This window comes from Arthrobacter rhizosphaerae, assembly GCF_023062595.1.
Taxonomy (GTDB): domain Bacteria; phylum Actinomycetota; class Actinomycetes; order Actinomycetales; family Micrococcaceae; genus Arthrobacter; species Arthrobacter rhizosphaerae.
In genome coordinates this window covers 139,610-166,178 of the sequence record NZ_JALLAN010000004.1, presented here as the reverse complement: position 1 = coordinate 166,178, position 26,569 = coordinate 139,610, and the positions used below count along the sequence as shown (strand labels likewise).

General features: G+C 63.8%; 25 protein-coding genes. 17 read left to right on the top strand and 8 right to left on the bottom strand.

Annotated features, from left to right (window positions below):
- Positions 1–21 precede the first annotated feature (21 nt).
- The 4 genes from MU551_RS07420 (at position 22) to MU551_RS07405 (ending at position 4,506) form a co-directional block, all read left to right on the top strand.
- Positions 22–807, top strand: a complete 786-nt coding sequence (locus tag MU551_RS07420; protein WP_247042358.1) for a demethylmenaquinone methyltransferase — start codon at positions 22–24, stop codon at positions 805–807.
- A gap of 6 nt (positions 808–813) precedes the next feature.
- Entirely contained in the window at positions 814–2,133 is a 1,320-nt protein-coding gene (locus MU551_RS07415; RefSeq protein WP_247042089.1) for a geranylgeranyl reductase family protein, read from the top strand.
- Positions 2,130–3,230, top strand: a complete 1,101-nt coding sequence (locus MU551_RS07410) for a polyprenyl synthetase family protein (protein WP_247042087.1) — start codon at positions 2,130–2,132, stop codon at positions 3,228–3,230. Before MU551_RS07415 ends, MU551_RS07410 begins: the two co-directional genes overlap by 4 nt.
- A gap of 424 nt (positions 3,231–3,654) precedes the next feature.
- On the top strand, positions 3,655–4,506 hold the full coding sequence (locus tag MU551_RS07405) for an endonuclease domain-containing protein (protein ID WP_247042086.1): 852 nt from the start codon (positions 3,655–3,657) through the stop codon (positions 4,504–4,506).
- A 124-nt stretch (positions 4,507–4,630) separates the two neighbouring features.
- Here the strand turns inward: MU551_RS07405 and MU551_RS07400 are convergent, their stop codons facing one another.
- Both MU551_RS07400 and MU551_RS07395 read right to left on the bottom strand, forming a co-directional pair.
- On the bottom strand, positions 4,631–5,053 hold the full coding sequence (locus tag MU551_RS07400) for a hypothetical protein (protein WP_247042083.1): 423 nt from the start codon (positions 5,051–5,053) through the stop codon (positions 4,631–4,633).
- A gap of 14 nt (positions 5,054–5,067) precedes the next feature.
- Positions 5,068–5,733 (bottom strand): trimeric intracellular cation channel family protein, encoded by a 666-nt coding sequence (locus MU551_RS07395; RefSeq protein ID WP_247042081.1) that lies wholly within the window; start codon positions 5,731–5,733, stop codon positions 5,068–5,070.
- 61 nt (positions 5,734–5,794) lie between these two features.
- Between MU551_RS07395 and MU551_RS07390 the strand changes: the two genes are divergently transcribed.
- From MU551_RS07390 to MU551_RS07335, 12 genes are all read left to right on the top strand, one after another.
- Positions 5,795–6,532, top strand: a complete 738-nt coding sequence (locus tag MU551_RS07390; RefSeq protein ID WP_247042074.1) for a sirohydrochlorin chelatase — start codon at positions 5,795–5,797, stop codon at positions 6,530–6,532.
- 205 nt (positions 6,533–6,737) lie between these two features.
- Complete coding sequence (locus MU551_RS07385; protein ID WP_247042072.1) at positions 6,738–8,480, top strand: nitrite/sulfite reductase; 1,743 nt, start codon at positions 6,738–6,740, stop codon at positions 8,478–8,480.
- The gene (locus MU551_RS07380) at positions 8,477–9,223 is read left to right on the top strand and encodes a phosphoadenylyl-sulfate reductase (RefSeq protein ID WP_247042070.1); all 747 of its coding nucleotides are present in this window, start codon (positions 8,477–8,479) and stop codon (positions 9,221–9,223) included. Before MU551_RS07385 ends, MU551_RS07380 begins: the two co-directional genes overlap by 4 nt.
- On the top strand, positions 9,220–10,182 hold the full coding sequence (gene cysD, locus MU551_RS07375) for a sulfate adenylyltransferase subunit CysD (protein ID WP_247042068.1): 963 nt from the start codon (positions 9,220–9,222) through the stop codon (positions 10,180–10,182). Before MU551_RS07380 ends, cysD begins: the two co-directional genes overlap by 4 nt.
- Positions 10,183–11,604, top strand: coding sequence for a sulfate adenylyltransferase subunit 1 (locus tag MU551_RS07370; RefSeq protein ID WP_247042066.1), 1,422 nt, complete (start codon positions 10,183–10,185; stop codon positions 11,602–11,604).
- Between the two features lie 122 nt (positions 11,605–11,726).
- Positions 11,727–12,686, top strand: a complete 960-nt coding sequence (mmuM, locus tag MU551_RS07365; RefSeq protein ID WP_247042356.1) for a homocysteine S-methyltransferase — start codon at positions 11,727–11,729, stop codon at positions 12,684–12,686.
- A 92-nt stretch (positions 12,687–12,778) separates the two neighbouring features.
- Positions 12,779–13,921, top strand: a complete 1,143-nt coding sequence (locus MU551_RS07360; RefSeq protein ID WP_247042065.1) for an ABC transporter substrate-binding protein — start codon at positions 12,779–12,781, stop codon at positions 13,919–13,921.
- Between the two features lie 49 nt (positions 13,922–13,970).
- Positions 13,971–14,696, top strand: coding sequence for an ABC transporter ATP-binding protein (locus MU551_RS07355; protein WP_247042064.1), 726 nt, complete (start codon positions 13,971–13,973; stop codon positions 14,694–14,696).
- A complete protein-coding gene (locus tag MU551_RS07350) occupies positions 14,686–15,633 on the top strand; it encodes an ABC transporter permease (RefSeq protein ID WP_247042063.1) in 948 nt (315 codons plus the stop codon). The genes MU551_RS07355 and MU551_RS07350 overlap by 11 nt, the downstream gene beginning before the upstream one ends.
- Before the next feature lie 262 nt (positions 15,634–15,895).
- Entirely contained in the window at positions 15,896–16,834 is a 939-nt protein-coding gene (locus MU551_RS07345; protein ID WP_247042062.1) for a PLP-dependent cysteine synthase family protein, read from the top strand.
- Between the two features lie 141 nt (positions 16,835–16,975).
- Entirely contained in the window at positions 16,976–18,259 is a 1,284-nt protein-coding gene (gene cobA / locus MU551_RS07340; RefSeq protein ID WP_247042061.1) for a uroporphyrinogen-III C-methyltransferase, read from the top strand.
- A gap of 101 nt (positions 18,260–18,360) precedes the next feature.
- Complete coding sequence (locus MU551_RS07335) at positions 18,361–19,827, top strand: FAD-dependent oxidoreductase (RefSeq protein ID WP_247042059.1); 1,467 nt, start codon at positions 18,361–18,363, stop codon at positions 19,825–19,827.
- A 107-nt stretch (positions 19,828–19,934) separates the two neighbouring features.
- Here the strand turns inward: MU551_RS07335 and MU551_RS07330 are convergent, their stop codons facing one another.
- From MU551_RS07330 to MU551_RS07320, 3 genes are read right to left on the bottom strand one after another with little or no spacing between them, the layout of a single operon-like run.
- Entirely contained in the window at positions 19,935–21,233 is a 1,299-nt protein-coding gene (locus MU551_RS07330; RefSeq protein WP_247042057.1) for an SRPBCC family protein, read from the bottom strand.
- A 2-nt stretch (positions 21,234–21,235) separates the two neighbouring features.
- Positions 21,236–22,054: a DUF1206 domain-containing protein gene (locus MU551_RS07325; RefSeq protein ID WP_247042056.1), complete on the bottom strand. Its 819-nt coding sequence runs from the start codon at positions 22,052–22,054 to the stop codon at positions 21,236–21,238.
- A gap of 29 nt (positions 22,055–22,083) precedes the next feature.
- Entirely contained in the window at positions 22,084–22,368 is a 285-nt protein-coding gene (locus MU551_RS07320) for a hypothetical protein (protein ID WP_247042055.1), read from the bottom strand.
- Positions 22,369–22,579: 211 nt separating this feature from the next.
- Here MU551_RS07320 and MU551_RS07315 point away from each other — a divergent pair, with 211 nt between their 5' ends.
- Complete coding sequence (locus MU551_RS07315; RefSeq protein WP_247042054.1) at positions 22,580–23,119, top strand: hypothetical protein; 540 nt, start codon at positions 22,580–22,582, stop codon at positions 23,117–23,119.
- A gap of 78 nt (positions 23,120–23,197) precedes the next feature.
- Here the strand turns inward: MU551_RS07315 and MU551_RS07310 are convergent, their stop codons facing one another.
- The 3 genes from MU551_RS07310 to MU551_RS07300 form a co-directional block, all read right to left on the bottom strand.
- Entirely contained in the window at positions 23,198–24,370 is a 1,173-nt protein-coding gene (locus tag MU551_RS07310) for an AI-2E family transporter (protein ID WP_247042053.1), read from the bottom strand.
- Between the two features lie 104 nt (positions 24,371–24,474).
- Complete coding sequence (locus tag MU551_RS07305) at positions 24,475–25,167, bottom strand: FadR/GntR family transcriptional regulator (RefSeq protein ID WP_247042052.1); 693 nt, start codon at positions 25,165–25,167, stop codon at positions 24,475–24,477.
- A complete protein-coding gene (locus MU551_RS07300; RefSeq protein ID WP_247042051.1) occupies positions 25,164–26,504 on the bottom strand; it encodes an MFS transporter in 1,341 nt (446 codons plus the stop codon). Before MU551_RS07300 ends, MU551_RS07305 begins: the two co-directional genes overlap by 4 nt.
- Positions 26,505–26,569 lie beyond the last annotated feature (65 nt).

Here is a 26,569-nt window from a genome sequence, read left to right as displayed (position 1 = left end):
AACATTTGAGACAATGGCATGGTGAACCGAGCATCCTTGGATAAGCGTCCGGACGAAGTAGCCACGATGTTTGACGACGTCGCCCCCAAATACGACGTCGTCAATGATGTCCTCTCGATGGGGCAGACCCGCCGTTGGCGCAAAGTGGTGGTGGAGGCCGTTGATGCCATCCCGGGCCAGCGCGTGCTGGATCTGGCTGCCGGAACCGGAACGTCAAGCGAGCCATATGCCGACGCCGGCATTGATGTGGTGGCCTGCGATTTCTCCCTCGGAATGCTCAAGGTAGGCAAGCGCCGCCGCCCGGATATCGACTTCATCGCCGGCGATGCCACCCGCCTCCCTTTCGCGGACAACTCCTTCGACGCTTCCACCATTTCCTTCGGCCTGCGTAACGTCAACGAGCCCAAGAAGGCGCTGGCCGAGATGCTCCGCGTCACCAAGCCCGGTGGAAAGCTGGTCATCGCCGAGTTCTCGCAGCCCGTGGTTCCTCTGTGGCGCACCATGTACACCGAGTACCTCATGCGCGCACTCCCGGCGATCGCCGTCAAGGTTTCATCGAACCCGGACGCCTACGTGTACCTCGCCGAGTCCATTCGCGCCTGGCCGGACCAGGACCACCTCGCCGCCTGGTTGCAAGAGGCTGGCTGGGAAACGGTGACCTACCGCAACCTCAGTGGTGGAATCGTGGCAGTGCACCGTGCCCACAAACCGCTTGATTCAACGCCCGACGGCGGTGCTGCCGCCATCGCTGCCCACACCGGCCCGGTTGCCAAACTGCGACGCAACATTTCGCGCAGCACGCGCTAGCCCTCTGTGAAAGTTCTGATAGTAGGCGCAGGCCCCGCCGGATCCACCGCTGCGTATTACCTTGCCCAGGCCGGCATCGAGGTCACGGTGCTGGAGAAAACCAGCTTCCCGCGTGAAAAGGTCTGCGGCGACGGCCTGACTCCCCGGGCTGTCAGGGAGATCCAGAAACTCGGCCTGCCGCACTCGGAAGAGGATGGCTGGCGCCGGAACAAGGGGCTGCGGCTCCTCGCCGGCGGCCGCAGTATCGAACTGCCCTGGCCGGAAGTTTCCGACTTTCCGCAGTACGGCCTGATCCGGACCCGCCTAGGTTTCGACGAGGAACTGGCCCGCCACGCCCAGGCTGCCGGCGCCGTCGTCCTCGAGCGTCACAGCGTCACCGAGGCGCTTCGCGCCGAAGACGGCCGTGTCATCGGCGCCCGCGCTGCACTCCTGGACGAGTCCGGACGGAAGACGGGGGAGTCGCGCGACTTTACTGCCGACGTCGTACTGGCCGCTGACGGAAACTCAACCCGCACCGCCGTGTCCCTCGGGATCCACAAGCGCGACGACCGCCCCCTCGGCGTCGCCGTCCGCACCTACTTCACCTCGCCGCGGACCGACGACGACTGGATGGAAGGCTGGCTTGAGCTTCCCGGCCGCGACGGCAAACTGCTGCCCGGTTACGGCTGGGTGTTCGGCGTTGGCGACGGCACATCCAACGTGGGCCTCGGAATCCTGAACTCGTCCAAGGAATTCGGCAAGCTGGACTACAAGCAGGTGCTCCGCGAATGGACCGCCGGAATGCCCGCCGAGTGGGGCTTCACGCCGGAAAACCAGGTGGGGGAGATCCGGGGCGCGGCGCTGCCCATGGGCTTCAACCGCACGCCGCATTATTCGCCGGGACTCCTGCTGCTGGGCGACGCCGGCGGAATGGTGTCGCCGTTCAACGGCGAGGGCATCTCCTACGCCATGGAGTCGGCCCGCTTCGCTGCCGAGTTCATTATTTCCGCCGATTCAGCGCACGACGCCGACACCCACCTTGCGGGGTACGCGGACTACGTGCGCGGCCAGTGGGGATCGCACTTCACACTGGGCAGGGCCTTCGCCGCGCTGATCGGCAAGCCGGCCATCATGAAGCTCGCCCTGCGGACCGGTATGCCTATCCCCGTGCTGATGCGATTTGTGGTGCGGCTGCTGGCCAACCTCACCGATCCGGCTGCCAAAGGGTTTGAGGACAGAGTGATCCGCGTGCTTGAAGCGCTGGTCCCGGCAACGTCCAATACCTCGAGCGTGCCCTTAGCCACCAAACAGCGGTTTCCGCAACAAAAAGTTAGGGTTAACCCGTGACCAACTCTGCAGACCAAAGCTGGACGCATGCCGGACACGGCCTGCCGAGCTCTGAACCCGATCTGAATACCACCGCCATTGCCACGGGCCTCCAGCTGCCCGCTGGCTTCGCGGCCATCGCCGGGGACCCTGAGTTGGGTCCTGCGATCACCACCAACCTGGCGCGGGTGGAGAAGAAGCTTCGCGAGGCCATCGCCAATTCCGATCCCCTCGCCGACGCAACGTCGCGTCACCTGGTGGAAGCCGGCGGCAAACGGATCCGCCCCTTGCTCACGCTGCTCTGCGCCCATCTCGGCGACGCTTCCCTGCCCGCGGTGGTACAGGCCGCCGTCGTGGTGGAGCTGACCCACCTCGCCACGCTTTACCACGACGACGTCATGGACTCGGCGCCCTTCCGTCGCGGAGCTCCCACGGCCCATGAGGTCTGGGGTAACTCGGTGGCTGTCCTCACCGGCGACCTCATCTTTGCCCGGGCCTCCATCCTGGTTTCGGAACTGGGCTCCCGCGCTCTGGGAATCCAAGCACGCACCTTTGAACGGCTTTGCCTGGGCCAGCTCCACGAGACCGTGGGACCGCGTCCTGACGAGGACCCCATTGAGCACTACCTCTCGGTCATCTCGGACAAGACGGGTTCCCTGGTGGCTGCATCCGGCCAGCTCGGCGCCATCTTCGCCGGTGCCGATGATGCATACGAACAGGTGCTCGTGGAATACGGCGAAAAAGTGGGTGTGGCTTTCCAGCTCGCCGACGACGTCATTGATGTCACGGGCATCAAGGTGAAGTCCGGGAAGTCGCCCGGCACCGACCTGCGCGAAGGTGTGCCCACGCTGCCTGTTCTGCTGCTCCGTGAAGCTGCTTCAGCTGGCGACCAGTCGGCGGTGGACCTCCTTGACCTCATTGACGGCGACCTGTCCTCAGACGCCGCTTTGGCTGAAGCAGTTGCAGGCCTCCGTGAACACCCCGTCACCGTTGAATCCTGGATTGTGGCGCGCCGCTGGGCTGATGAGGCAATTGCCGCCCTGGCTCCGTTGCCGGAAGGCGTCGTCAAGACTTCGCTGAGCAACTTCGCTTCCGCCGTGGTGGACCGCAGCAGCTAGCCTGTTTTTGTTTCTTGGGTTCTCGGGGCCTCCGGCGCCGCGGCTTGTGGCGCCGCGGTTCATTGGGGCTTTAACGGAACAGCCCCGGTCCCTGCGCATCGTTCGTCATCCGCTGCGCTGAACCGGGGCCATTTCTCCGTTCGCATCAGATCCACCGGAGGCAATTAGTGGATCCGTGAATGAGTCTATGACAGATATGTCATGTTGGCTAACCAGGGTGTAAACGGTGTGTCACATTTCTTCGCTGCCGAAGTGCGTAACTTATATCGCTCTCAACGACGAGTGCCCGCGGAAAGTCAGGGTGCGACCTGTCCTGAACCCGCAAAAGTCACGCATTCTTGCAGGCGCTGAGCCTAGCCATGATTGTCCACATAGCTGCCTGCATCTCTTTTCGAGGCGCCGCTGGCCGCTCACTGTTGCTTGAGTGGACATCGTTGAATTCATGCAGCTCAATGGAGGCGCCGCCCGGGCCTCCAGAATCCGTGCTTCCGGGTTCGGCAGGGCGGCACTGGGGCAGGCGCTGGATCGTGGCTCGGTAATCAAGGTCAGCCATGGGATCTATGGGCTTTCGAGCAACGGTGACGTGGCTCAGGCCTTGGCGCATGGCGGATTGCTTACATGTCTATCGGCGGCTGAAATCTACAGACTGTGGACCTTGAAGCAGGCCGCGCGGCTTCACCTCTGCCGGAGCCACCCTGTTTCAGGCCAAGGCGTCACGGAACATGGCAGACCGAGGCATGAGCGTCACGCTTGGCTCCCTGTGGCCGGCCTGGCGGATGTGCTTCTTCACAGCTTGCAGTGTCTGCCCGAGCTCGAGTCCCTCGTCCTTGTGCAGTCGGCAGTGGGACGCGGAGACATCTCGCTCGACTTCCTATATGCCAAGGCCACGGGACGCCGGAATGGAAAAGTACGTGCGGTATTGGATCAATTGATACCGAGAGCCGATTCACTGCTGGAAGTGCTCGCGAATACCCATTTTGCGAGGGCCGGATTGCGAGTCCGAAGGCACGTCTTCATTCCCGGGGTAGGCGAAGTGGACTTCCTCGTGGAGGAATGCCTGGTGGTGGAAACGGATGGCCGCACTCATTTTGAGCCTAAATCGGTCAAGCGTGACCAGCGGCGCAATAACAGGAGCACGCTGGGTGGCTATCTAGTGCTGCGTTACTACTATGACGACGTCGTTTTTGCACCGGACGAGATGGTGGCCGAAGTCCTGGCCGTCCTCGAGTTGTGGCGCCGCGGGAAATTCAACGGGTTCCCCAACGTAAATGCGTAACTCTTGGCCTCGGCAGCTGCTTTCAGCCCCGAGAGTTCAAGGGCTGCCACCCCGGTAGGCGCTATAAGTTACGCAAATCGGTCGGGGACAAAGCTGCGGCGGTCACAGGGCGCCCAGACCAGACTCAGTCCTCGTCGTTGAAAGCCCACTCGAACATGTCGAAGACAAACTCGGAGAACGTACCCTCTTCGCTCTTCCATTGGCCGCGGGCGTTGTTGCGCCGCCACACAATGGGATCGGGGACGTTGAGATCGCCCACGCGGAATCCCCAGGTGAACTGCTCTTCCTCGTCCTCAAGGAACATCAGGAAGCCTTCATCATCGACTTCCAGTTCCTCGGGGTCCCAGAAGTAGTGGTAGGCCTCCATGAGATCCTCACAGCCGCCCACAGCTTCATAGAACTCGCGGAGCACCAGCGGGACCGTAAATTGGTGGTCTGCCAGGGCTTTGTCGAGCTCCTCCTGGGACAGCCCATCCTCTTCCTGCCATTCGTCTTCGAGATACTTCGGAACGAGCGCACGGAACTTCTCGAGGAACATGTCAGTCATGGCTCTTATCCTAGCTAATCGCGAGGCCTGCCTGCGCCGTCCAAGCCCAGCCGCTGCCAGCCCCGAACGGCCAGCGGAACGTGCCAAGAACGGCGCCAGGCGGTGACTCTGAAAGCGAAAACAACGGCCGCCACAACGGAAGCGGTAAGGGCGTTGAAGGAACCTGTGACCCACAGGATGGTGGTCAATGTGGCGCCGGCAAAAGCGGGCAAAGCGTAAATGTCCTTGGGATCGAACAGCTGCGGCACTTCATTGGCCGTAATGTCGCGCAGCAGGCCCCCGCCCACCGCCGTCGTGACCCCCAGAAGCACGGCGGCAAAGGGGTTCATCCCCAAGGAGAGGGCCTTTAAAGTCCCGGTGATGCAGAACAGGGCCAGCCCGCCGGCATCGAAAAGGATAAGCAAGGAGGTGAAGCGCTGGACGCTGGAGAACAGGAAATATACCAGCAGGGTGGCCAGCAGGGGCGGCGCCAAATAAGCAGGGTTACTGAAGGCAGCCGGAGTGGTGTTGAGGATGATGTCGCGGATCACGCCCCCACCCAGCGAGACCAGGGAAGCCAGGAGCAGGGAGCCCACGATGTCGAACTGTTTGCGTGCAGCAAGCAACGAACCCGACACCGCGAAGAAGAAGACTCCGGCGAGGTCCAGCCAAACCAGGGCGATGTCAAAAGGGAAGGTCATGCAGCGGCATCCAGTGGATTTCGAAGGGCGGACGGGGCGGCTCCAACGTTACGCTAGCCCTATGAATACCCCGATCCTCATCGCCTGTTCCCACGGGACTTCCAACGCCCAGGGTGCTGCAGAGGTCAACGCCCTGCGCGATGCCATCGCAGCCCTGCGGCCGGGCCTCGATGTCCGGGAATCATACGTGGACGTTCAGCAGCCTGATCTGGTGGACGTTGTAGCTGCACTTCCCGAGGGTGAACCTGCCGTGGTGGTGCCGCTGCTCCTGAGCGTCGGATACCACGTCAAGGTGGATATCGCCCGGGCTGTGAAGAGCCGGCAGGGGAGCCTCGCCGCCGCACCCCTGGGGCCGGATCCGCGGCTTGCGGCCCTGCTGGATCAGCGACTGCGCGAGGCTGGGGTGACGGATCGCGACGCCGTGGTCCTGGCCGCCGCCGGGTCATCCAACCCCCACGCCGCACGCAGCGTGGAAGAGCTGGCCGACCAGCTGCGCGAACTCCGGCCCAACAGGATCGTGCCTGCCTATGGCGCCTCAGCGCAGCCGTCGGTGCCCGACGCCGTCGCCATGCTCCGCACGGAAGCCGCAGGCGGTGCCGGGGCGGGGGAGTCCGCCGGTGCCGTGGACGACGGCGGTCGTGTGGTTATTGCCTCCTACCTCCTGGCGCCGGGCTACTTCCACGACCAGCTGGCCAAGGCCGGCGCCGATCTGGTGACCGAGCCCCTGCTGCCGTCGCCGATTGTGGCCGAGATCGCCCTGGAGCGGTTCGACGCGGCCCTCGCCAAATTCCCTGCCTGACGCGCAGCTCCCCTTATTGTCAGAACCGGCACGCTCTGAACCGGCACGGTCAGAACCGGCACGCTCAGAACCGGCACGCTCAGAACCGGCACGCTCTGAACCGGCACGCTCTGAACCGGCCAAGAACATGACGAAATATTTCCCTAGGTGACCTTCCGTTTCCCAACCTTTGTGACGCGTTTCGGGTCCCCTCTACAGTCGATGCATGACTGATACAGCTCTAGCCGGAGCGTCCGCGGATTCCGCTCCGAAGCGACCGGCCCGCACCTCCCGCCCGGCAGCGAAGCCGCACGGCCAGTGGAAGGTCGACGGGACCACACCGTTGAACGCCAACGAAACCTGGAAACAGGAAGACGATGGCCTCAACGTGCGCGAGCGTATCGAGTCCATCTACTCCAAAGAGGGCTTCGACTCGATCCCCGGCCAGGACCTTCACGGCCGCTTCCGCTGGTGGGGCCTGTACACCCAGCGCAAGCCCGGGATCGACGGCGGCAAGACCGCCACGCTTGAGCCGCACGAGCTTGAGGACAAGTACTTCATGCTGCGCGTCAGGATCGACGGCGGTGCCCTCACTACCGAGCAGCTGCGCGTCATCGGCCAGATCTCCGTTGACTTCGCCCGTGATTCCGCCGACCTCACTGACCGCCAGAACATCCAGCTGCACTGGATCCGGGTGGAAGATATCCCCGAGATCTGGCGGCGCCTCGAAGGTATCGGCCTGTCCACCACGGAGGCCTGCGGTGACGTTCCGCGCGTCATCCTGGGCTCACCCGTGGCAGGCATCGCCAAGGACGAGATCATCGATCCCACGCCGCTGATCGCTGAGCTGGGCGAACGCTTCATCGGCAACCCGCTGCTCTCCAACCTGCCGCGCAAGTACAAGACCGCCATCACCGGCCACCCGAGCCAGGACGTGGTCCACGAGATCAACGACTTCGCCCTCGTCGGCGTACGCCACCCCGAACTGGGTGTCGGTTACGACCTCTGGGCCGGCGGCGCCCTCTCCACCAACCCGATGCTCGGCAAGCGCCTCGGCGCCTTCGTGAAGCCCGAAGAAGCCGCAGAGGTTTGGCTCGGCGTCACCAGCATCTTCCGCGACTACGGCTACCGGCGCATGCGCACCAAGGCCCGCCTGAAGTTCCTGATGGCGGACTGGGGCCCGGAGAAATTCCGCCAGATCCTCGAGGACGAATACCTCGGCTACAAGCTTGCTGACGGCCCCGCCGCCCCCAGGCCCACCAGCCCGGGCGACCACATCGGCGTGCACGAGCAGAAGGACGGCAAGTTCTTCATCGGTGCCACCCCGCTGGCCGGCAGGCTTTCCGGCAAGCAGCTGGTGAAGCTCGCTGACACCATTGAGGCCAGGGGCTCGTACCGCCTCCGCACCACGCCGCACCAGAAGCTCGTGGTCCTCGATGTTCCCAAGGACGAGGTTGAGCCGCTGGTTGCCGAGCTGGACGCCCTGGGCCTTTCCGCCCGCCCGTCTGTGTTCCGTCGCGGCACCATCGCCTGCACCGGCATCGAATACTGCAAGCTGGCCATCGTGGAAACGAAGGTCACCGCAGCCACCGCCGTCGCCGAGCTCGAACGCCGCCTCGCGGACCTGGCAGCGTCCGGTGAACTGCCGCACGCCCTGTCCCTCCACATCAACGGCTGCCCCAACTCCTGCGCCCGCATCCAGACCGCGGACATCGGACTCAAGGGCATGATGCTGCCAACGCCCGACGGCGATCCCACCCCCGGCTTCCAGGTCCACCTGGGCGGCGGGCTGGCATCCACCGACCGCGACGAGGCAGGCTTGGGCCGCACCGTCCGCGGGCTCAAGGTCTACGTCGAGGACCTTCCCGACTATGTGGAGCGTGTGGTCCGCAGCTTCGTGGCCAAGCGCACCGAAAACCAGACTTTCGCCGAGTGGGCCCATGCAGCTGATGAGGGGGACTTGCAATGACCAGTGATGCAGCCAGTACGGCTGACGCGCCGTCGGCGCCTGCCCTTCGCTCCAAGGAAGAGCTCAAAGCCCTGGCCGAATCCGGCGCTGCAGAGCTGGGTTGGGACGCACCCGCCCGTGACGTGATCGCCTGGGTGGCGCGTAACTTCGAACTCCCCGCTGTCGCCGTCGCCTGCTCCATGGCCGACGCCGTCCTCCCGGCTCTCGTCGCTGACCAGATTCCCGGCGTCGACGTCCTGTTCCTGGAGACCGGCTACCACTTCCCGGAAACCTACGCCACGCGGAACGAGGTGGCTGCCAACCTCCGCGTCAACGTGGTGGACGTCCTCCCCGAGAACACCGTGGAGCAGCAGGACCGGCTCCTGGGCAAGGACCTCTTCGCCCGTGACGCCGCCCAGTGCTGCGCCCTCCGGAAGGTCGCGCCGCTCAAGCGCACCCTCTCCGGCTACGAGCTGTGGTTCACCGGAGTACGCCGCGACGAAGCCCCTACCCGCACCAACACGCCCCTCGTTACCTGGGATGAGGCCAACGGCCTGGTCAAGGTCAACCCGGTGGCGGCATGGAGCTTCGACCAGTTGGTGCAGTACTCCGACGACAACCTCCTCCCCGTCAACCCGCTGCTTTCACAGGGCTACCCGTCCATTGGCTGCCAGCCCTGCACCCGGAAGGTGGCGCCGGGCGATGACCCCCGCGCCGGCCGCTGGGCAGGAACCGACAAGACAGAATGCGGACTACACGTATGAGCACCCAAATCACCAACGAGGACCTGGAGCTGTCTGTGCTGGAATCTGACACCCCCGTCCCAGCTACGCGCCTCTCCAGCCTGGACACGCTTGAGTCCGAGGCCATCCACATCATCCGCGAGGTTGTCGCCGAGTTCGAGAAGCCTGCGCTGCTTTTCTCCGGCGGCAAGGACTCCGTGGTGATGCTGCACCTCGCCACGAAGGCGTTCTGGCCGGGCAAGGTTCCGTTCCCTGTGCTGCACGTGGACACCGGCCACAACTTTCCCGAGGTCATCGACTTCCGTGACCGGACCGTTGAGCGGCTGGGCCTCAAGCTCGTCGTCGGCAGTGTCCAGGAGTTCATTGACCGCGGCGAGCTGGCCGAGCGGGCAGACGGCACCCGCAACCCGCTGCAGACCATTCCGTTGCTGGACGCCATCCAGTCCAACAAGTTCGACGCCGTCTTTGGCGGCGGCCGCCGTGACGAGGACAAGGCCCGCGCCAAGGAACGCATCCTGAGCCTCCGCGACGAGTTCGGCCAGTGGGACCCCCGCAACCAGCGGCCCGAACTGTGGAACCTGTACAACGGCCGCCACACAGTGGGCCAGCACGTCCGCGCGTTCCCCATCAGCAACTGGACCGAGCTGGATGTGTGGCGCTACATCGAGCGCGAGAACATTGAGCTTCCGGGCCTGTACTACGCCCACGAACGCGAGGTCTTCGCCCGCGACGGCATGTGGCGCGCTGTGGGCGAGGTGTCGCAGCCCCTGGACACTGAAAAAGTCATCACCAAGACCGTCCGCTACCGGACCGTTGGCGACATGTCCTGCACCGGCGCTGTTGAATCCGACGCCGCTACCGTGCGCGACGTCGTCATCGAAGTTGCCGCTTCCACCATCACCGAACGTGGCGCCACCCGTGCAGATGACCGCATCTCCGAGGCCGCCATGGAAGACCGCAAGAAGGATGGCTATTTCTAAATGAGCACCGAACTCGACGCCGCCCGCGCGGCCACACTTCTTGACGACGCACCCCTCAAGGATGCGACACTGTTCCGTTTCGCTACTGCCGGATCGGTCGACGACGGCAAGTCCACCCTGGTGGGCCGCCTCCTTCACGATTCCAAGGCGATCCTGGCCGACCAGCTCGACGCCGTAGCAAGGACCTCCGCCGACCGCGGCTTTGGCGGTTCTGCAGGCGGAATCGACCTTGCCCTCCTGACCGACGGCTTGCGTGCCGAGCGCGAACAGGGCATCACCATCGACGTCGCCTACCGCTACTTCGCCACGGACCGCCGCAGCTTCATCCTCGCGGACTGCCCCGGACACGTGCAGTACACCAAGAACACGGTGACGGGCGCATCCACTGCGGACGCCGTCATCGTACTCATCGACGCCCGCAAGGGTGTCCTCGAGCAGACGCGCCGGCACCTCTCCGTTCTGCAGCTGCTGCGGGTTGCCCATGTCATCGTGGCCGTGAACAAGATCGACCTCGTGGAGTTCAGCGAGTCCGTCTTCCGCGAGATCGAAGCCGACGTGCAGCAGGTGGGGCGCGAACTTGGCCTGGGCAGCGACGGCATCGCCGATCTCCTGGTCATCCCGGTTTCTGCCCTCGACGGCGACAACGTGGTGGACCGCTCGGACCGCACGCCTTGGTACGAAGGGCCGGCGCTGCTGGAAACCCTCGAGTCCCTGCCCGCGGCTGACGAGCTCGAAAGCCACCTGGAAAGCTTCCGCTTCCCCGTGCAGCTGGTCATCCGGCCCCAGGGCGCCCTGGCGCCCGACGCCATCGCCGGCGGCCTGGACGTGGAGGCCTACCGCGACTACCGAGCCTACGCCGGACAGATCACCGAAGGTTCAGTGAAGCTGGGGGACAAGGTCACCGTCCTGACCCCGGGTCAGGGCCCCCGCACCACCACCGTCACCGGGATCGACTTCGCCGGAGCCGAGCTCACCGAAGCGGTTGCACCGCAGTCCGTGGCGATCCGCCTCGCCGATGAATTCGACGTCGCCCGTGGCGATACGATCGCGGCAGCCGGGACCATCCGGGAAAGCTCCGCCGACCTCTACGCCGCTCTCTGCTGGCTTTCTCCCAAGCCGCTCCGCGAAGGCGCCAAGGTACTGGTCAAGCACGGTACCCGCACGGTCCAGGCACTGGTCCGGAACGTCAGCGGCAAGCTGGACCTGGCCACGTTCAAGCTTGAGGGCGCGTCGAGCCTGGAGCTCAACGACATCGGCCACGCCCAGCTCCGACTCGCTGCCCCGCTGCCGCTGGAGAACTACCTGCACCACCGCCGCACCGGAGCGTTCCTGGTGATCGATCCGATCGATGGCAACACCCTCGCCGCCGGCCTCGTGAACGACCACCCGGGCGACCATGAGGATGAGCGCTACTCGATCTAGTCTCGCTGAAGCCGCTGCGCCGAAGCCGCTGAATGAACATCGTAAGGCCACGTTGAAGTCCAACGTGGCCTTACGATGTTCTTTTGATCTGAAATGCTTGGAGCTGTGCAACGATGCCCCGTATTGCCCGTAACACCACCCTGTCCCGCATGTTCGACGCCGGCAGGAATGTGGTGGTGGACGGCGCCCTCGCCACTGAGCTTGAAGCGCGCGGCTGCAATCTGGAAGACGCATTGTGGTCGGCCAAAGTGCTCCTGGAACAACCGCACCTGATCAAACAGGTACACAGCGATTACTTCGGTGCCGGAGCAACGGTGGCCATCACGGCAAGCTATCAGGCGACGCCCCAGGGATTTGCCCAGCGTGGCATTTCTGAAGCGGAAGCCCTGGAACTGGTGGCACTGAGTGTGCGCCTGGCCGATGAGGCACGGCGGGAATACCTCGCCGAGAACCCCGGAGCGGGTCCCCTGCTGATTGCAGGATCTGTTGGACCTTACGGCGCCTACCTCGCTGATGGTTCGGAATACCGGGGCGATTACGTCCTCAGCCGGAGTGAGTTCAAGGAGTTCCATCGCCCTCGGATCGAGGCGCTGGTGAAGGCCGGAGTGGACTTACTGGCTTGTGAAACGCTTCCTTCCTTCATAGAGGCCGAGGCGCTGTTGGCGCTCGTTGAGGAGTTCGACGTCGAATCCTGGTTTTCCTTTACCCTGCGCGACGGCGGGCACATCAGCGACGGTACGCCCCTGGCCGAGGTAGCAAGGCTCTGTGGAGCGCAGCCGCGGGTAGCGGCGGTCGGTGTGAACTGCGTGCCGCTGGATCTGGTCTCGCCATCGCTGGAGGCCCTGCGCAAAGCCACTGACATGCCGCTGATCGCGTATCCGAATTCCGGCGAAAGCTACGACCCCATCACCAAGACGTGGGGCGCCGCGGCGACGGGGCACAGCGAACCCGGCGGAAAACCGCCTGCAGGCATCGCGGAAGGATTCGGCATCTGGCGTGAACTTGGTGCCAGGGCTGTCGGCGGGTGCTGCCGTACCACACCTCGGGATATCGCCGCCGTGGCCAGGTTGTCAGCGGAGTAAGCCACAAAGCGTTTATGACGCCGCATGAACCCGCGTGACCCCCCGTTTCCGGCTCATTGAATGACGTTTATGACACTCCCTATGGTGAATTCATGACTAGTCCACAGCCCGGCATGAAGCGCATTGTTGCTGGCCAGAGCAACAAGCCGCAGCGGAGCCGCGCCGTGGAGATCGCGCTGGCCATTGGTCTGGTCCTGCTCATTGCCGCAGGTGCTGCTGTGTCCTCGATGTCCAACGCGCAATCCGATGCTCCGCCGAAGGCCACAGACGCCGCTGAACTGAAGCTCGGTTACTTCGGCAACATCACTCACGCGCCCGCTCTTGTGGGAATCAATCAGGGTCTTATTGCCAAGGAACTGGGCAGCACACGCCTCAGCACTGAATCCTTCAACGCCGGCCCGGCCGCCATTGAAGCGCTCAACGCCGGTGCCATCGACGCCACTTACATCGGCCCCAACCCGGCCATCAACTCCTTTGTCAAGAGCAAGGGCGAGTCCATCAGCATCATCGCCGGGGCAGCGGCGGGCGGCGCGCAGCTTGTCGTGAGAGAAGGCATCAACTCGCCTGCCGACCTCCGGGGCAAGACGTTGGCCTCTCCTCAGCTTGGCGGAACGCAGGATGTTGCGTTGCGGTCCTGGCTGGCTAAGCAAGGCTTCAAAACCAGCACCGACGGCAGTGGCGATGTTGCCATCAATCCCACAGAGAACTCGCAGTCCCTGAAACTTTTCCAGGACGGAAAGCTCGACGGCGCGTGGTTGCCTGAGCCGTGGGCCTCACGGCTGGTGCTCCAGGCCGGTGCGAAGGTCCTGGTGGATGAGAAGGACCTCTGGGACGGCTCCCAAACCGGCAAGCCTGGCCAGTTTCCCACCACAGTCCTGATCGTGAACAAGGAGTTCGCAGCCAAACACCCTCAAACGGTCGCGGCACTTCTCAAGGGCCATGCTGAGTCCGTTGCCTGGCTCAACGACGCGCCGGCTGCTGAGAAAACTTCCGTTATTAACGCCGCGCTGAAGGAAGACTCGGGTGCCGAGCTTCCCGCCGATGTACTCGAGCGCTCCCTGCAGAACATCGTCTTCACCACGGATCCGCTGGCTGGAACCTTTCCAAAACTGCTGCAGGACGGCGTCGAGGCCGGAACCACCAAGCAGGCCGACATCAATGGCATCTTCGACCTCTCTGCCCTGAACACCGCTACTGGTGGTCAGATTTCTGCCGCGGGCCTCGGCCAGGACTAGCACCGCCGGCACGCAGCACCTCCACACACCACTAACAAAGGACGGGACCATGCCAGTCGTACTGGAAAACCTGGGCAAGCGCTTCGGCGACGGCGCCCCGGTACTGGACGACGTCAACGCCAGCATCGGCAAAGGCGAGTTCGTCGCCCTGCTCGGTGCTTCAGGCTGCGGCAAGTCAACCCTGCTGAACATCATGGCGGGACTGGAGCTCCCGACGTCGGGCGCCCTCGAGGTGCCCAGCGACGGGGCAGCCTTCATGTTCCAGGACTCCGCATTGTTCCCCTGGCTCACAGCCAGGGAGAACATTGAGCTCGCCCTGAAACTGCGGGGCGTCGGCAGGAGTGAGCGTCGGGTCAAAGCCGCCGAACTGTTGGAACTGGTGCACTTGGCGGGAGCCGGCGACAAGCGTCCTCACGAGCTGTCCGGCGGTATGCGCCAGCGTGTGGCGCTGGCACGCTCCCTGGCCCAGGACCGCCAGCTGCTGCTGATGGATGAGCCGTTTGCTGCCCTGGACGCCATTACCCGTGACCTCCTTCATGACGAACTCGAGCGGATCTGGAAGGAAACAGGCCGCACTATCGTTTTCGTGACGCACAATGTCCGCGAAGCCGTCCGGCTGGGCCAGCGTGTCCTGCTCCTCTCCTCCCGGCCCGGCCGGGTGGTCCAGGAATGGAACGTCACTGAGGAACACCGAACCGATGCCGGGCTTGCCGGACAGCTGACCGGGGTCATCACAGCCCGGCTGCGAGAGGAGATCCGCCGCCATGCCAAGTAACCCTGCACCGATCACTGAACTTTCTGCAGAACCGGCGGAATCGCACAAAGTCCATGCTGCACTGACACGTTCTTCAACCGGCTCCGAGGACCTCCGCGAACTGGGCTCCGGCCTTGATTCGCTGCAGTCGGACGCCGTCCGCAAGGCCCGGATCGACTGGTCGCGCATCCTGCTTCCGGTAGCTGCAATCGTGGTGCTCATCATCATCTGGCAGCTCTACGTGTCCATGGGCTTCAAACGGCGGGATCTTGTGCCGGGACCCTTGGATGTTGCGGCCCAGTTCGGTGCCCAGTGGAGCGAAGGCAAGCTCCAGGAAGCAGTATGGACCTCCCTCGAGCGCGGACTCCTGGGCTTCCTGATCAGCGTGGCCATTGCCACCCCGATCGGCTTGCTGTTTGCCCAGGTGGCTCCGCTTCGCCGTGCGTTCGGCCCGCTGATTTCCGGGCTCCAGGTCCTCCCGTCCGTCGCATGGGTGCCTGCAGCCATCATCTGGTTCGGGCTCACCGACGCCACTGTGTACTTCGTCATTTTCATGGGCGCCATTCCGTCCATCATCAATGGATTGATTTCGGGTGTGGACCAGATTCCGCCGCACTACCGCAGCGTGGGCACGGTCCTGGGTGCCTCGCGGCTCCAGATGGCACTGCAGATCGTCCTTCCAGCTGCCCTCCCTGGCTACCTCAGCGGCCTCAAGCAGGGGTGGGCCTTCTCCTGGCGCTCCCTGATGGCAGCCGAAATCATCGCGGTCGGCGGCACCATCGGCTTCGGCCTCGGCTCCATGCTGAACCAGGGCCGCGACCTGTCCGACATGACCATCGTGATGTCCGCCATCCTGCTGATCCTCGCCATCGGCATCCTGATCGAGCTGCTCGTCTTCGCACCCATTGAGAAGCGACTTCTACGCAGCCGCGGACTCCTCGCCGGCAGCACCCGCTAGGCACCCGCCAAACATAAGAGTCGAGCCCGACGGCGAGTCCCGCCGTCGGGCCTTGCTCCATATTTGCGCAACTTATGACTTCTCATGAGCGGGGAAGCCCCGGATTGCATGGAACGCGTACCGCGAGACGTGCCGAAACTTACGCATTTTCGCCGGCAGCACCCGTTAGGCCTTCAGCACCCTAGCGTCCTCATGTCGGCGGGTATACCTTGACACGTATCCGGGGTGCCCGGGACGCGGGTTTGGGACGTGAGGTGTGGTCGTGGAGCGATTGGAGTCTGGCGAAGGAGTTCTGGCAGGGATCGGTTCCACGCCGCTGATCGAACTCAGCAACGTGGTGCCTCCGGGCTCGGCGAGGATCCTCGCCAAGCTCGAATGGGCGAATCCGACTGGGAGCATGAAGGACCGGATGGCGGCTGCGGCGATCCAGGGAGCCGAAGAGCGAGGCGATCTGGTTCCGGGCGATACGGTGGTTGAGTACACCGCCGGTACAACGGGAATCTCCCTCGCGCTGGTCTGCGCAGCCAAGGGCTACGGGCTCCATGTAGTTTTTTCCGACGCGTTCAGCCCAGAGAAACGTCGAACCATGGAGGCCCTGGGGGCCATCGTGGAAAGTGTGCCCAGTGATCAAGGACGGATCACCGAACAACTGATCAAGGCCATGATCAGCCGTGCAGGCGAACTCAGCGCGCAGCCATCGCATTGGGCATGCGATCAGCTCAACAACAGAGATGCCGTCACCGGCTACCTGGCGTTGGGCGAGGAAATCTGGCAACAGTCCGACGGGCGGGTGGACGCCTTCGTCCAGTCTGTAGGCACCGCTCACTCCATCCATGGCGCAGCCCGTGCCCTGCGCACCCACCTGCCGGAGGTGAGGGTCGTCGCCGTCGAGCCAGCTGAATCCGCTGTGCTATCCGGTGGCCCAACGGGCTCCCACAGGATTGAAGGGATCGGCATCGGCTTTTTACCCCCGCTTTGGGAACCGGACCAGGTTGACTCGATAGAACTGGTCTCTTCCGCCGATGCCATGGCCATGAGCCGGCGTCTAGCCCGGGAGGAAGGAATCTTCGCAGGGACTTCCTCGGGGGGAAATGTCATTGCCGCACTTCGGGTCGCAGAAGAACTGGGGCCCGATGCAACCGTTGTCACGGTAATGGTCGATTCCGGTTTTCGCTATCTCAGCACGGGGCTTTACGGCTAGGAAGCCGCTCCTTGTGTTTTGCAGGAGATCGCAGGAGATTGGCCGGCAGCCGTAAAACCGAAAGTTACGCAGCGTTACCTTGCGTGAACTGGTGTTTCCGCGGCGTTGGTCCCCAATGTGACGCGGCCCTACCGTTGATTCATGGCTATCCAGGACATCTATCCCACAGCGCTGCGCCTCCTCGGCCGCCCCGTGCTGGTGGTGGGCGGCGGCCCCGTTGCTGCCCGCCGCGCCAAGGGACTCCTAAACGCCGGAGCCCGGGTCACCGTCGTCGCTCCTGTTGCGTCAGCCGCTCTCCTGGAACTGGCCGACGCCGGACTGCTCACCTGGGTGCAGCGGACTTACCAGCCTTCCGACGTCGACGCCGTCTGGTTCGTCCAGACCGCCACTGGTGACGCAGCCGTCGATGCCCAGGTCTCCGCTGATGCTGAGGCGCAGCGCATCTGGTGCGTCAACGCCTCGGACCATGAAGCCTCAGCTGCCTGGACCCCCGCCGTCGCCGTGGTGGATAACGTCCACATCGCGGTGAATGCCGGGGGAGACCCGCGCCGCGCCATGGCACTCCGCGATGCTGTTGCCACTGCTTTGGAAACTGGTGACCTACCCCTGCGCCGTCGTCGTGCTTCGACCGACGCCGGTTCCGTGGCCCTGGTGGGCGGCGGGCCGGGCGACTCCGGCCTCATTACCGTGCGCGGACGGCGGCTCCTTGGCCAGGCCGACGTCGTGGTTGCCGACCGCCTGGGTCCCCGCGAACTCCTCAAGGAGCTAGCCCCCGACGTTCGCGTCATCGAGGTCGGCAAAACGCCTGGCCACCACCCCGTTCCGCAGTCGGAGATCAACCTGATCCTCGTCGACGAGGCGCTGCAGGGCCATCGCGTGGTCCGCCTGAAGGGCGGCGACCCGTACGTCCTTGGCCGCGGCGGCGAGGAAGCCGAGTTCTGCCGGCAGCACGGCGTCGAGGTTGAAGTGGTCTCCGGTGTGACGTCAGCAATCTCCGTTCCCGCGGCTGCCGGCATTCCGGTGACGCACCGTGGACTGGCGAAGGGCTTCAGCGTGGTCACCGGCCACGAGGAGCTTGCTGAAGTTCCGGCCCGTGCCGACCACACTGTGATCTTGCTCATGGGAGTGGGGCAGTTGCGCTCCTCCGCGGCTTCCCTTGCCCAGGCCGGGCTGCCTGAAGACACTCCCGTTGGTATTGTTGAAAACGGCTATTTGCCTAACCAGCGCGTGACGATCGGCACCCTGGCGTCCATAGCCGACCAGGCAGAAGCCACCGGCGTCGCCAACCCCGCGGTAATTGTGATCGGTGACGTTGTCCGCGTCAGCCCGTTCGCGCCGTCGCACTTCAAGACTTCCGATTACAGCACCATCACCCCGAACCGCCCCCGCACACCCTTGAGCTCCGCCCGCGTTCTCACCACCTAGCCTCCGTTTCCCAACTAGGTAGCAGCAGTTGCTGTTTTGAGCCCTCAAAACAGCAACAATTGCTACCTAGTTGGGCGGGACCGAAGAAAAGGAACACAGCCGTGTCAACCAGCACCACCGTAGGATCTGCTGCCCGCCCGCTGCGCGTCGCCGTCGTTGGCTCCGGCCCTGCCGGCGTTTACGCTGCGGACATCCTCACCAAGAGCGAAGCCGTCAAGAGCGGCGAACTGACGGTCAGCATCGATCTCTTCGACCGCTACCCGGCCCCCTACGGCCTGATCCGTTACGGCGTTGCCCCGGACCACCCCCGCATCAAGGGCATCGTGAACGCCCTGCACAAGGTGCTGGACCGCGGCGACATCCGCTTCTTCGGCAACGTTGACTACGGCACGGACATTTCCATCGAGGACCTCCGCACGCACTACGACGCCGTCATCTTCGCCACCGGCGCCATCAAGGACGCGGACCTGAACATCCCCGGCGTCGAGCTTGAGGGCTCCTACGGCGGCGCTGACTTCGTCTCCTGGTACGACGGCCACCCGGACGTCCCCCGCGAATGGCCGCTGGATGCCAAGGAAATCGCAGTGATCGGCAACGGCAACGTGGCCCTGGACGTCGCCCGTATGCTGTCCAAGCACGCCGATGACCTGCTGGTATCCGAGATTCCCGAGAACGTTTACGCCGGGCTGAAGGCTTCGCCTGTCACGGATGTCCACGTGTTCGGCCGCCGCGGCCCTGCCCAGGTGAAGTTCACCCCGCTGGAGTTGCGCGAACTGTCCCACTCGAAGGACGTGGACATCATCCTGTACCCGGAGGACTTCGAGTTCGACGAAGAGTCTGACCGCCAGGTACAGACCAACAACCAGACCAAGACCATGGTGGGAACCCTCACTAACTGGATCGCCGAGCAGCCCGAGGACCCTTCGGAGTTCAAGGCTTCCCGCCGCCTGCACCTGCACTTCCTGCACAGCCCGGTGGAGATCTACGACGACCCTGCCAACCCCGGCCAGGTTGCGGGTATGAAGTTTGAGCGCACCGAGCTGGACGGAACCGGCAACGCCCGGGGCACTGGCGAGTTCATCGACTACCCGGTCCAGGCCGTGTACCGCGCCATCGGCTACTTCGGTTCCGCCCTGCCCGAGGTCGAGTTCGACCACAAGAAGGGTGTTGTGCCGAACGACGGCGGCCGCGTACTGGACGCTTCGGGCTCTCACCTCCCGGGCATCTACGCCACCGGTTGGATCAAGCGCGGGCCTGTGGGCCTCATCGGCCACACCAAGGGCGACGCCCTCGAAACCGTGACCTACCTCCTCGAGGACCGCGAAAACCTTCCGGTTGCTGCAGCGCCCGCGCCGAACGCCGTCGTCGAATTGCTGGAAAACCGTGGCGTCAAGTACACCAGCTGGGAAGGCTGGCTGGCGCTGGACGCCCACGAGCTGGCTCTCGGCGCGGAGGCTACTGCTGCCGGCGGATCGCACGGTGTCGAGGTTAAGCGTGAGCGCATCAAGGTTGTGCCGCGCGAGGACATGGTGGACATCTCCCGCGACGGCGTTTCCGCCAGCGTCTAGTCCCTTACTTCAGCGCGAGCTGGCAGCTAATGACCGCAAAACTCAGGTTGAGGGCATTAGCTGCCGGTTCGCGCTGCTTTTTAACCGCCAGTTAGCGGCCCTCAGCCTTAGATGTCCGGACCTTTTGTGCCCGCACCTCCTGAGGCCATGAGCTCCAGCCGCTTGAGCGTTTCGTTGTTGCGGACGGTGATGAGGGGGTCGCGGATGAATTTTGGAATGGCACTCCCGGGCCCTTTGATGGCGTCTTCGGCCATGCTGACCTTGCAGCCGGTGCGCTGTTCCTCGATGGTGATCACCACTTTTGCCTCACCGAGCGGCCAACCCCTGGCGATAAGTTCGATGGACTTGCCCGGGTTTGCGGCGGTGACAGAGGTTTTGTCGTTGATCAGGAGGGGCCATGCTCCTACTGAATGATGGAGAACCGCACCCTCGGCGGGCCAGAGTGCGTCGACGTCGCGAATCCTCGACGCACCCACTACCCAGCCGGAGTAGAGCCAGCCGTCCGCAATGACGTTCCAGACGTCGTTTGCCGAGGCGAGGAAGGTTTTGCTGACGGTAACCATGTGGGTGCTCCTGCTCAGGGATTGATGGGTGGGCGGACTGGTGGCGTGGAGGGCTCGACGGCGGGAGCCTCGGTCGCTTGGGTGCCGATAGTTTGGTTCGCGACCGCTTAGCTGACGGTCCCTTGGCTGGCGGGCAGTGCCATACGCTGGGGCACGCAGCCGTCGGGTCCAGGTGTAGGTCCCGGCGCAGTTCAGTGGATTGAGGACCGGATCGAAGCGGAGGCCGGTGTCTCCGCCGTCGCGTGCAGGCCGCAGCGCGAGGGTGCCGAACCGGATCCAAGGTCCCGACGGCTTGGCGTAGTGCATCGCCAACACCCAGTCATTTGCGGAGGGCTGTATTCCTGACGATGCTGTTCCGGATGCAACTGTACCGGGGGAGTCCGTGGTGAGGCCGAGAAGGACTGGACCGTGCGCCCCTTTGTAGGGCATCAGTGTGGTGAAGGTGGCCTTGCCCGCATCCCGTCTGGGCAGGAGGGCGAATCGGGCAGGCCAGGACCAGCCGGTGGTTGCAAAAAGAACATCTTCCGGGCCGCCGTCGTCCTCGAGTCGTAGAGCGAGGCCCAGAATGTCAGGCAGGGGAGCGGGCAGTCCCAACGAGCGGGAATAGCGGGCCGTCACAGCATGCTTGCCGGGCAAATCTATCCACTGTACGCCGCTGGGTTCGCCGTATTGGGGGTTGTCGGTGTTGCACAGACCGTCCCTGATGAGCTCGCCGGTGAGTGAGGTTCCTTTGGGGTGGATGGGGCGTTCCGGGCGGACAACTTTCAGGGCCCTGAAAATCAGGGAAAAGGCGGCACCCGCAAGCCCTGCAACGCCGGCCACACCGCTGGTTCCGATTGCCATAGCTACATCCTGCCGAACCGGGACCGGACGAGGGCGAAGACCCCGTAGCAGACGAAGCCGGTGCCGATGGCGGTGAGGAGAAGCGGCCCCCACGGGTGGTCGCGCAGCGCTGTCAAACTGCCGTCAAGGCCGGTGGACTCTGCAGCCTTGTTCTGCACGGCTGCCACGATGAACAGCAGTCCCACCAGCTTCAACGCAACACCTTTTGCAACATGCCCCGCAACGCCAAGTCCGCTGATGGCCCTGCCCCGCCGTGTGCCCTCAAAGTGCTGCAGCTCGTCCTTGAACCGCTTTGCAAATCCTTTAAACACGAAGTAGATGCCGATGCCGATGATGGTCAGACCCACAATCACCAGAACTGGGGCGCCGAGCGGGCGGCTCAACAAGGAGGTACTGAAGGCTCTGGTTGACTCGCCGGAGTCACTGCGCGCACCCACGGCAAAGCCTGCAAAGGTAAAGCCCACGCTGCCGTATACGAGGCTGAGCGACCCGGACGAGATCAGCTTCCCCAGACGCTCACGCCGGCGTTCGCGACGCACCCGCAGCGTCGCTTCACTCAGTTGCCACAATGCGAGACCCGCGCATCCTGCTGCGCATGACCACATCACGGCAGGGCCCCAAGGATTTGCGGCGAGCTGCTCGATAGCGCCCGTAGGCTCCGGCTCTCCCGGCTGCCCGAATGCGACGGCTATGGCGATGGCCCCCACAACAATATGCAGCAGCGCCATCACGGCAAATCCCCAGCGGGCGACGACGTCGAGCGCCTTCCCGTTGGATGCCGCCTCTGCGGCCCTCGCCGCTTCGCTGAGTACTGCATCCATGTCCGTCCTGTCCAAACCGGCTGACCTTCCTACCCGTTCATTGGCCCCTCGGCGTGGATCTTCTCTGAACCAGGCCCCACAAGCTTGACGGTGCAGCGGACCACCAGGCTGTCGGGTGCTGTGTGGAAGTCCACCAGGGTTTCCCCGGGAGCGAGCATTGTGTAGGTTTCCGTGCCCGGCTCCACGCTGACGTTTTTGGAAGCAGCGGCCTGCTTCGCGTTCTCAAGCGCCTCATGGCGAAGAGTCTCCACGTACTGCGCGTCGTCGTGCCTCGAGGCGTCCCCAAAGGCCCAGCCGAAGAGTGTTCCGGTCATTTCCGTTCCCGCCGATTCCCTAGCCGCGACCATACGCTTCAACGTTCCGTTCCATTCCTCTTCAAGGGGTATCAGTTCTATAGTAAGTGTGCTTACCATATTAGATCACGACCAATGATCCGGATCCTGCTCGAGCATCCTGCAGTGAAGGTCCGGGAAGGCCTGAAGCCTGATCCCAATCCAGGAAATGCAAACACGTTAGGAAGAGACAATGGCAGGAAATCTTATTGCCCGTTCCATCCACGATCTGACGGCAGGGGCTTGGTTCGGTGGTTCGCTGATGGGTGCCATCGGACTTAACGGGGCAGCGGCTGAGGCCAAGGATCCGACGGAGCGCACCCGGCTGTCCAGTCTCGGATGGAAGAGGTGGGCGCCGGTTCAGACCGCCGCCTTCGCAGCGCACATCGTTGCAGGCCTCGCCGTGATCTGGGAGAACAAGGAGCGCATGGCCAAGCAAGAGGGCGTCACGCGTCTAAGTATGTACAAAACGGCCGTGACGTTGCTGGGGGCCGCCGTCACGCTGTATGCAGGCATGCTCGGAGGAAAAGTCGAGAAGCTGGCGGCCGAAGGAGCCGAAGGCGCAACGGAGCCTCATTCTGCCGCTTCCGATGAGCTCAAGGCGGCACAAAAGCAGCTGAAGTTGCTCCAGTGGGCCATTCCTGCTTTCGCCGGAACGGTGATTGTCATGGGCGCAAAGCACGGCGAGATGCAGCGTCCGAAGAATGTCCTGGCAGGCCTCAGGCGCTCCTAGTCACCAGCTGCCAGTCCACTTCAGCCAGTCCATGCCAGCCCTGCCAGGGGCAGCCCAGCCGACAGTCACCCGCGAAAGTTATACGGGCTGGCTGTCGGCTGGGGGCAGGTCGGGATTCATGTCCTCGAGTTTGGGATCCTCGGCGGTCCAGACCTGGATGATTGCCCAGCCCACGGCCGCCAGTGGCACGGACAGCACGGCCCCGATGATTCCCGCCAGAATGGTTCCCGCTGTCAGCGCCATCAGGATGACCAAAGCGTGCAGCTGAAGCGATTTGCCCATGACTATGGGCTGCAGAAGGTCGCCCTCCAGTTGGTTCACGGCGACCACCACTGCCACCACAATCAACGCGACCACAGGCCCGTTCGCCACGAGTGCCACCAGCGCCGCGAGGATGCCGGCAACGGTCGCACCCACCAGGGGGATGAATGCGGTGATGAAGACGATGATGGCCAGCGGAATGGCGAGTGGGACCTGGAGGATCAGCAGGGCCGCGCCAATGGCCACAGTATCCACGAGCGCCACGACTGCGGTCCCGCGGACATAACCGCCCAGGACCTCCAGGGTCCGCTTGCCTACCCGCCGCAGTTTCTGTTCCCGCTGCCCCTTGAAGGGCCGCATGAAGAACTCCCAGATCTTCGAGCCGTCCTTGAGGAAAAAGAAGAGGATGACCACCATGAGGATCGCGCCGGTCAGGAACTCGGTCACGGCGGACAACCCGGTGATGGCCCCGGAGCGCACCTGGCTGCTGGTGGCAAACTCCACCAGACCGGTCCGGGCCTGTTCCAGCTGTTCCCTGTCCAGCGGGAAGGGGCCCGTCAGGAGGAAGTTTTCCAGTTCCTCCAAGCCTGACCCCGCTTGAGAAACAAGCTCGCCCCATTGGTTGCGGACAGACATGACGATGATGCTCGTCACTCCGGCCAGGACTGTCAGCAGCAGAATGAAAGCGATAGCCGTGGCAGCGCCGCCGGGCAGTCCACGTCGCCGCAACAGGTTCACGAACGGGCCGATCGCAGCAGCCAGGATGAGCGCGATCAGCACCGGAATCACCAACAGCCGGATCTGCATCAGGGCGAATATTGACACGCTGACAACCGCCAGGATGAGCAGAATCTGGGCAGAGCGAACAGCCACGCGCCCCAAGCTATCGGACCAGAGGGAGCGCGGAGTTTTGCGGGTGGTTGGGGCGGTGAGGGGTGGCGCCACGTGTGACGTGGATTCCTTTGCTGAGGGTTCCACTGCTCTAGCCATGAAGTTCTCCCAGTTGTCGGCGGGCAAAGCTGCATTCAGGGTTCATTGCAAAGATAACCCTGAAACAGTAAGCCTACTGACATTTTTGAGGGAAGTTCAGGGGGCTACTGCGGCAGCCACTCCCGCAGCCACTCAGCGCAGGAGTTCAGGTTGCGTTGAACGCTTTCGACGGCGGCAGTCTCGTCGTGCGCTTCGATGGCGTCCAGGAGCTCGCCGTGACCCGCAACAGGAAGGCCTTCGAAACCGGGGCGGAGTTGCTGGCGCACAAGATCGCTGTGGAAGACCCCGCCGAAACTGGTGTAGAGCTCATGGAGCAGGGGATTCCCGGATGCCTGGGCAACTGCCTCATGGAACTCCCAGTCTGCCCGCGCCCATGTTGCATAGTCTCCTGCAGTCCAGGCGGTCTGCCTTACGGCCAGGAGCGTCCGCATCGAGGTGATGTCCGCCTCCGTGGCGTTGCGGGCGGCAAGCCGTGCCGCCTGGGTATCCAATCCCACCCGCACCTCGAGGATGTGCTCCTCGGTGTGGTCCTTATACATCCGCCGCGCAGCTCCGGAGAGCTCGCTCGTGGCCCGGACGTAGGTTCCGTCGCCCCGCCGGACCTCCAGCATTCCGCTGTGCGCCAACGATTTGATGGCTTCTCGCAAGGTGCCGCGGGAGACGCCAAGCGCAGCCATCAACTCCGGTTCGGCAGGGATCCGTTCCTGCAGGGGCCATTCCCCTGACTGGATCATTTGCCGCAGCTTGGCAGTAACTTCCTCAGCAAGTGCCGGCCGCGAAGAGGCAGTGAGGCTCATGGCTTGGCCACCGGGATCTTCTTTTCGGTCCGTTCACTGGTGAGCTGATGGGCCACCACCATCTGTACCAGGGCCACGGCGAGCAAGAGTGCCAGGGGCAGGCTCCAGCTTCCGGTGGCGCTGTGCAGCAGCCCCATCCCGAACGGTCCTGCCGTAGCCAGCAGGTACCCCACCGACTGGGCCAAGGTGGAGATCGCCGTGGTTTCCGCCGTCGTCCGCCCGCTGCGGCTGATCATCACCATGACCAGCGGGAAAATTCCAAGCCCGAAGCCCAGTACTGCTGCCGGGATGGCGGCAAGGGATGCGGGGAGCAGCAGGAGCGCACCAACCCCCAGGACCATGGCTGCGGTGGCGAGGTAAAAAGCGGGCCGCAGCATCCGCGGACGGGAGCCGATGGCAATGAGCACCATGCCTGAAGGGACGGAAACCAGCTGCATCAGCCCGAACATCAGTCCGCTGTCCGCTGCGGAGAGGCCCACCGTGGTGAGCATGTACGGGAACCAGCTCAGGATGGCGTAGGCGAGGAGTGCCTGCAGTGTGAAGACCGCTGTGATGAGCCGGCCTTTGCGGGTTCGAAGCATCTGCCAAGGCGAGAAGTGCAGTGGCGTCGCCACCTTTGTCATCCGGTGCGCACGGAGGGCAACCGGCAGGAATCCCAGGAAAGCTGCGGCGGAGAGCAGGCCAATTGCCCCTACTCCCAGGGACGGTGAGCCGAGCTGATGAGCCAGGGGGACGATCAGTACGGAGGAGAGGGTGGCTCCGGTGGTCATGGTGACGGTGTAAAGGCCGGTCATCAGTGATGTCCGGTGCGCATAATGCTCGCGGATGAAGGAGGGCATCGCCACGTTGCAGACCGCTAAGCCGGACATTGCCGCCACCGTTCCCGCGAGCAGCATTCCGGTGGAGGGGATGCCCCGCAGCAGGAGTCCGGCCGTCAGCATTCCCAAGGCCAGCAGAATTGATTTTTCGACGCCCAGCCGGCGGCTCAGCCACGATGTGGCGGCGCCCGCGACGGCGAAGCAAAGGGTAGGGATCGACGGGATCACTGCGGCAACGAAAGATCCGTAGCCCAGTACCTGCTGCAGATCATGGAACAAGGCCGAAGCTCCCGTGATGCCTGCCCGCAAATTCAGCCCGATCAGCACAACGGCGATGACGCCCAGAATCAGCACCGAGCGGGGCTTTGAAGGGACGCCTGAAACGTCGGCGGCAACGGTGTTCGTTGCCGCACCGGTTGACGGGGTGCCGTCTGCTTGTGGGTCCACTGCCGGATCTGCTGCTGCGCCGTTCTTGAGCGGTGCAGCCGTCCGCAGGGACGCCGTCGTCGTACTAGCCATTACCAAAGGTTAGACGTTAGACGTTTGCGACAGGAACTTAAGTGGCGCAGATCGCTCCGAACTTG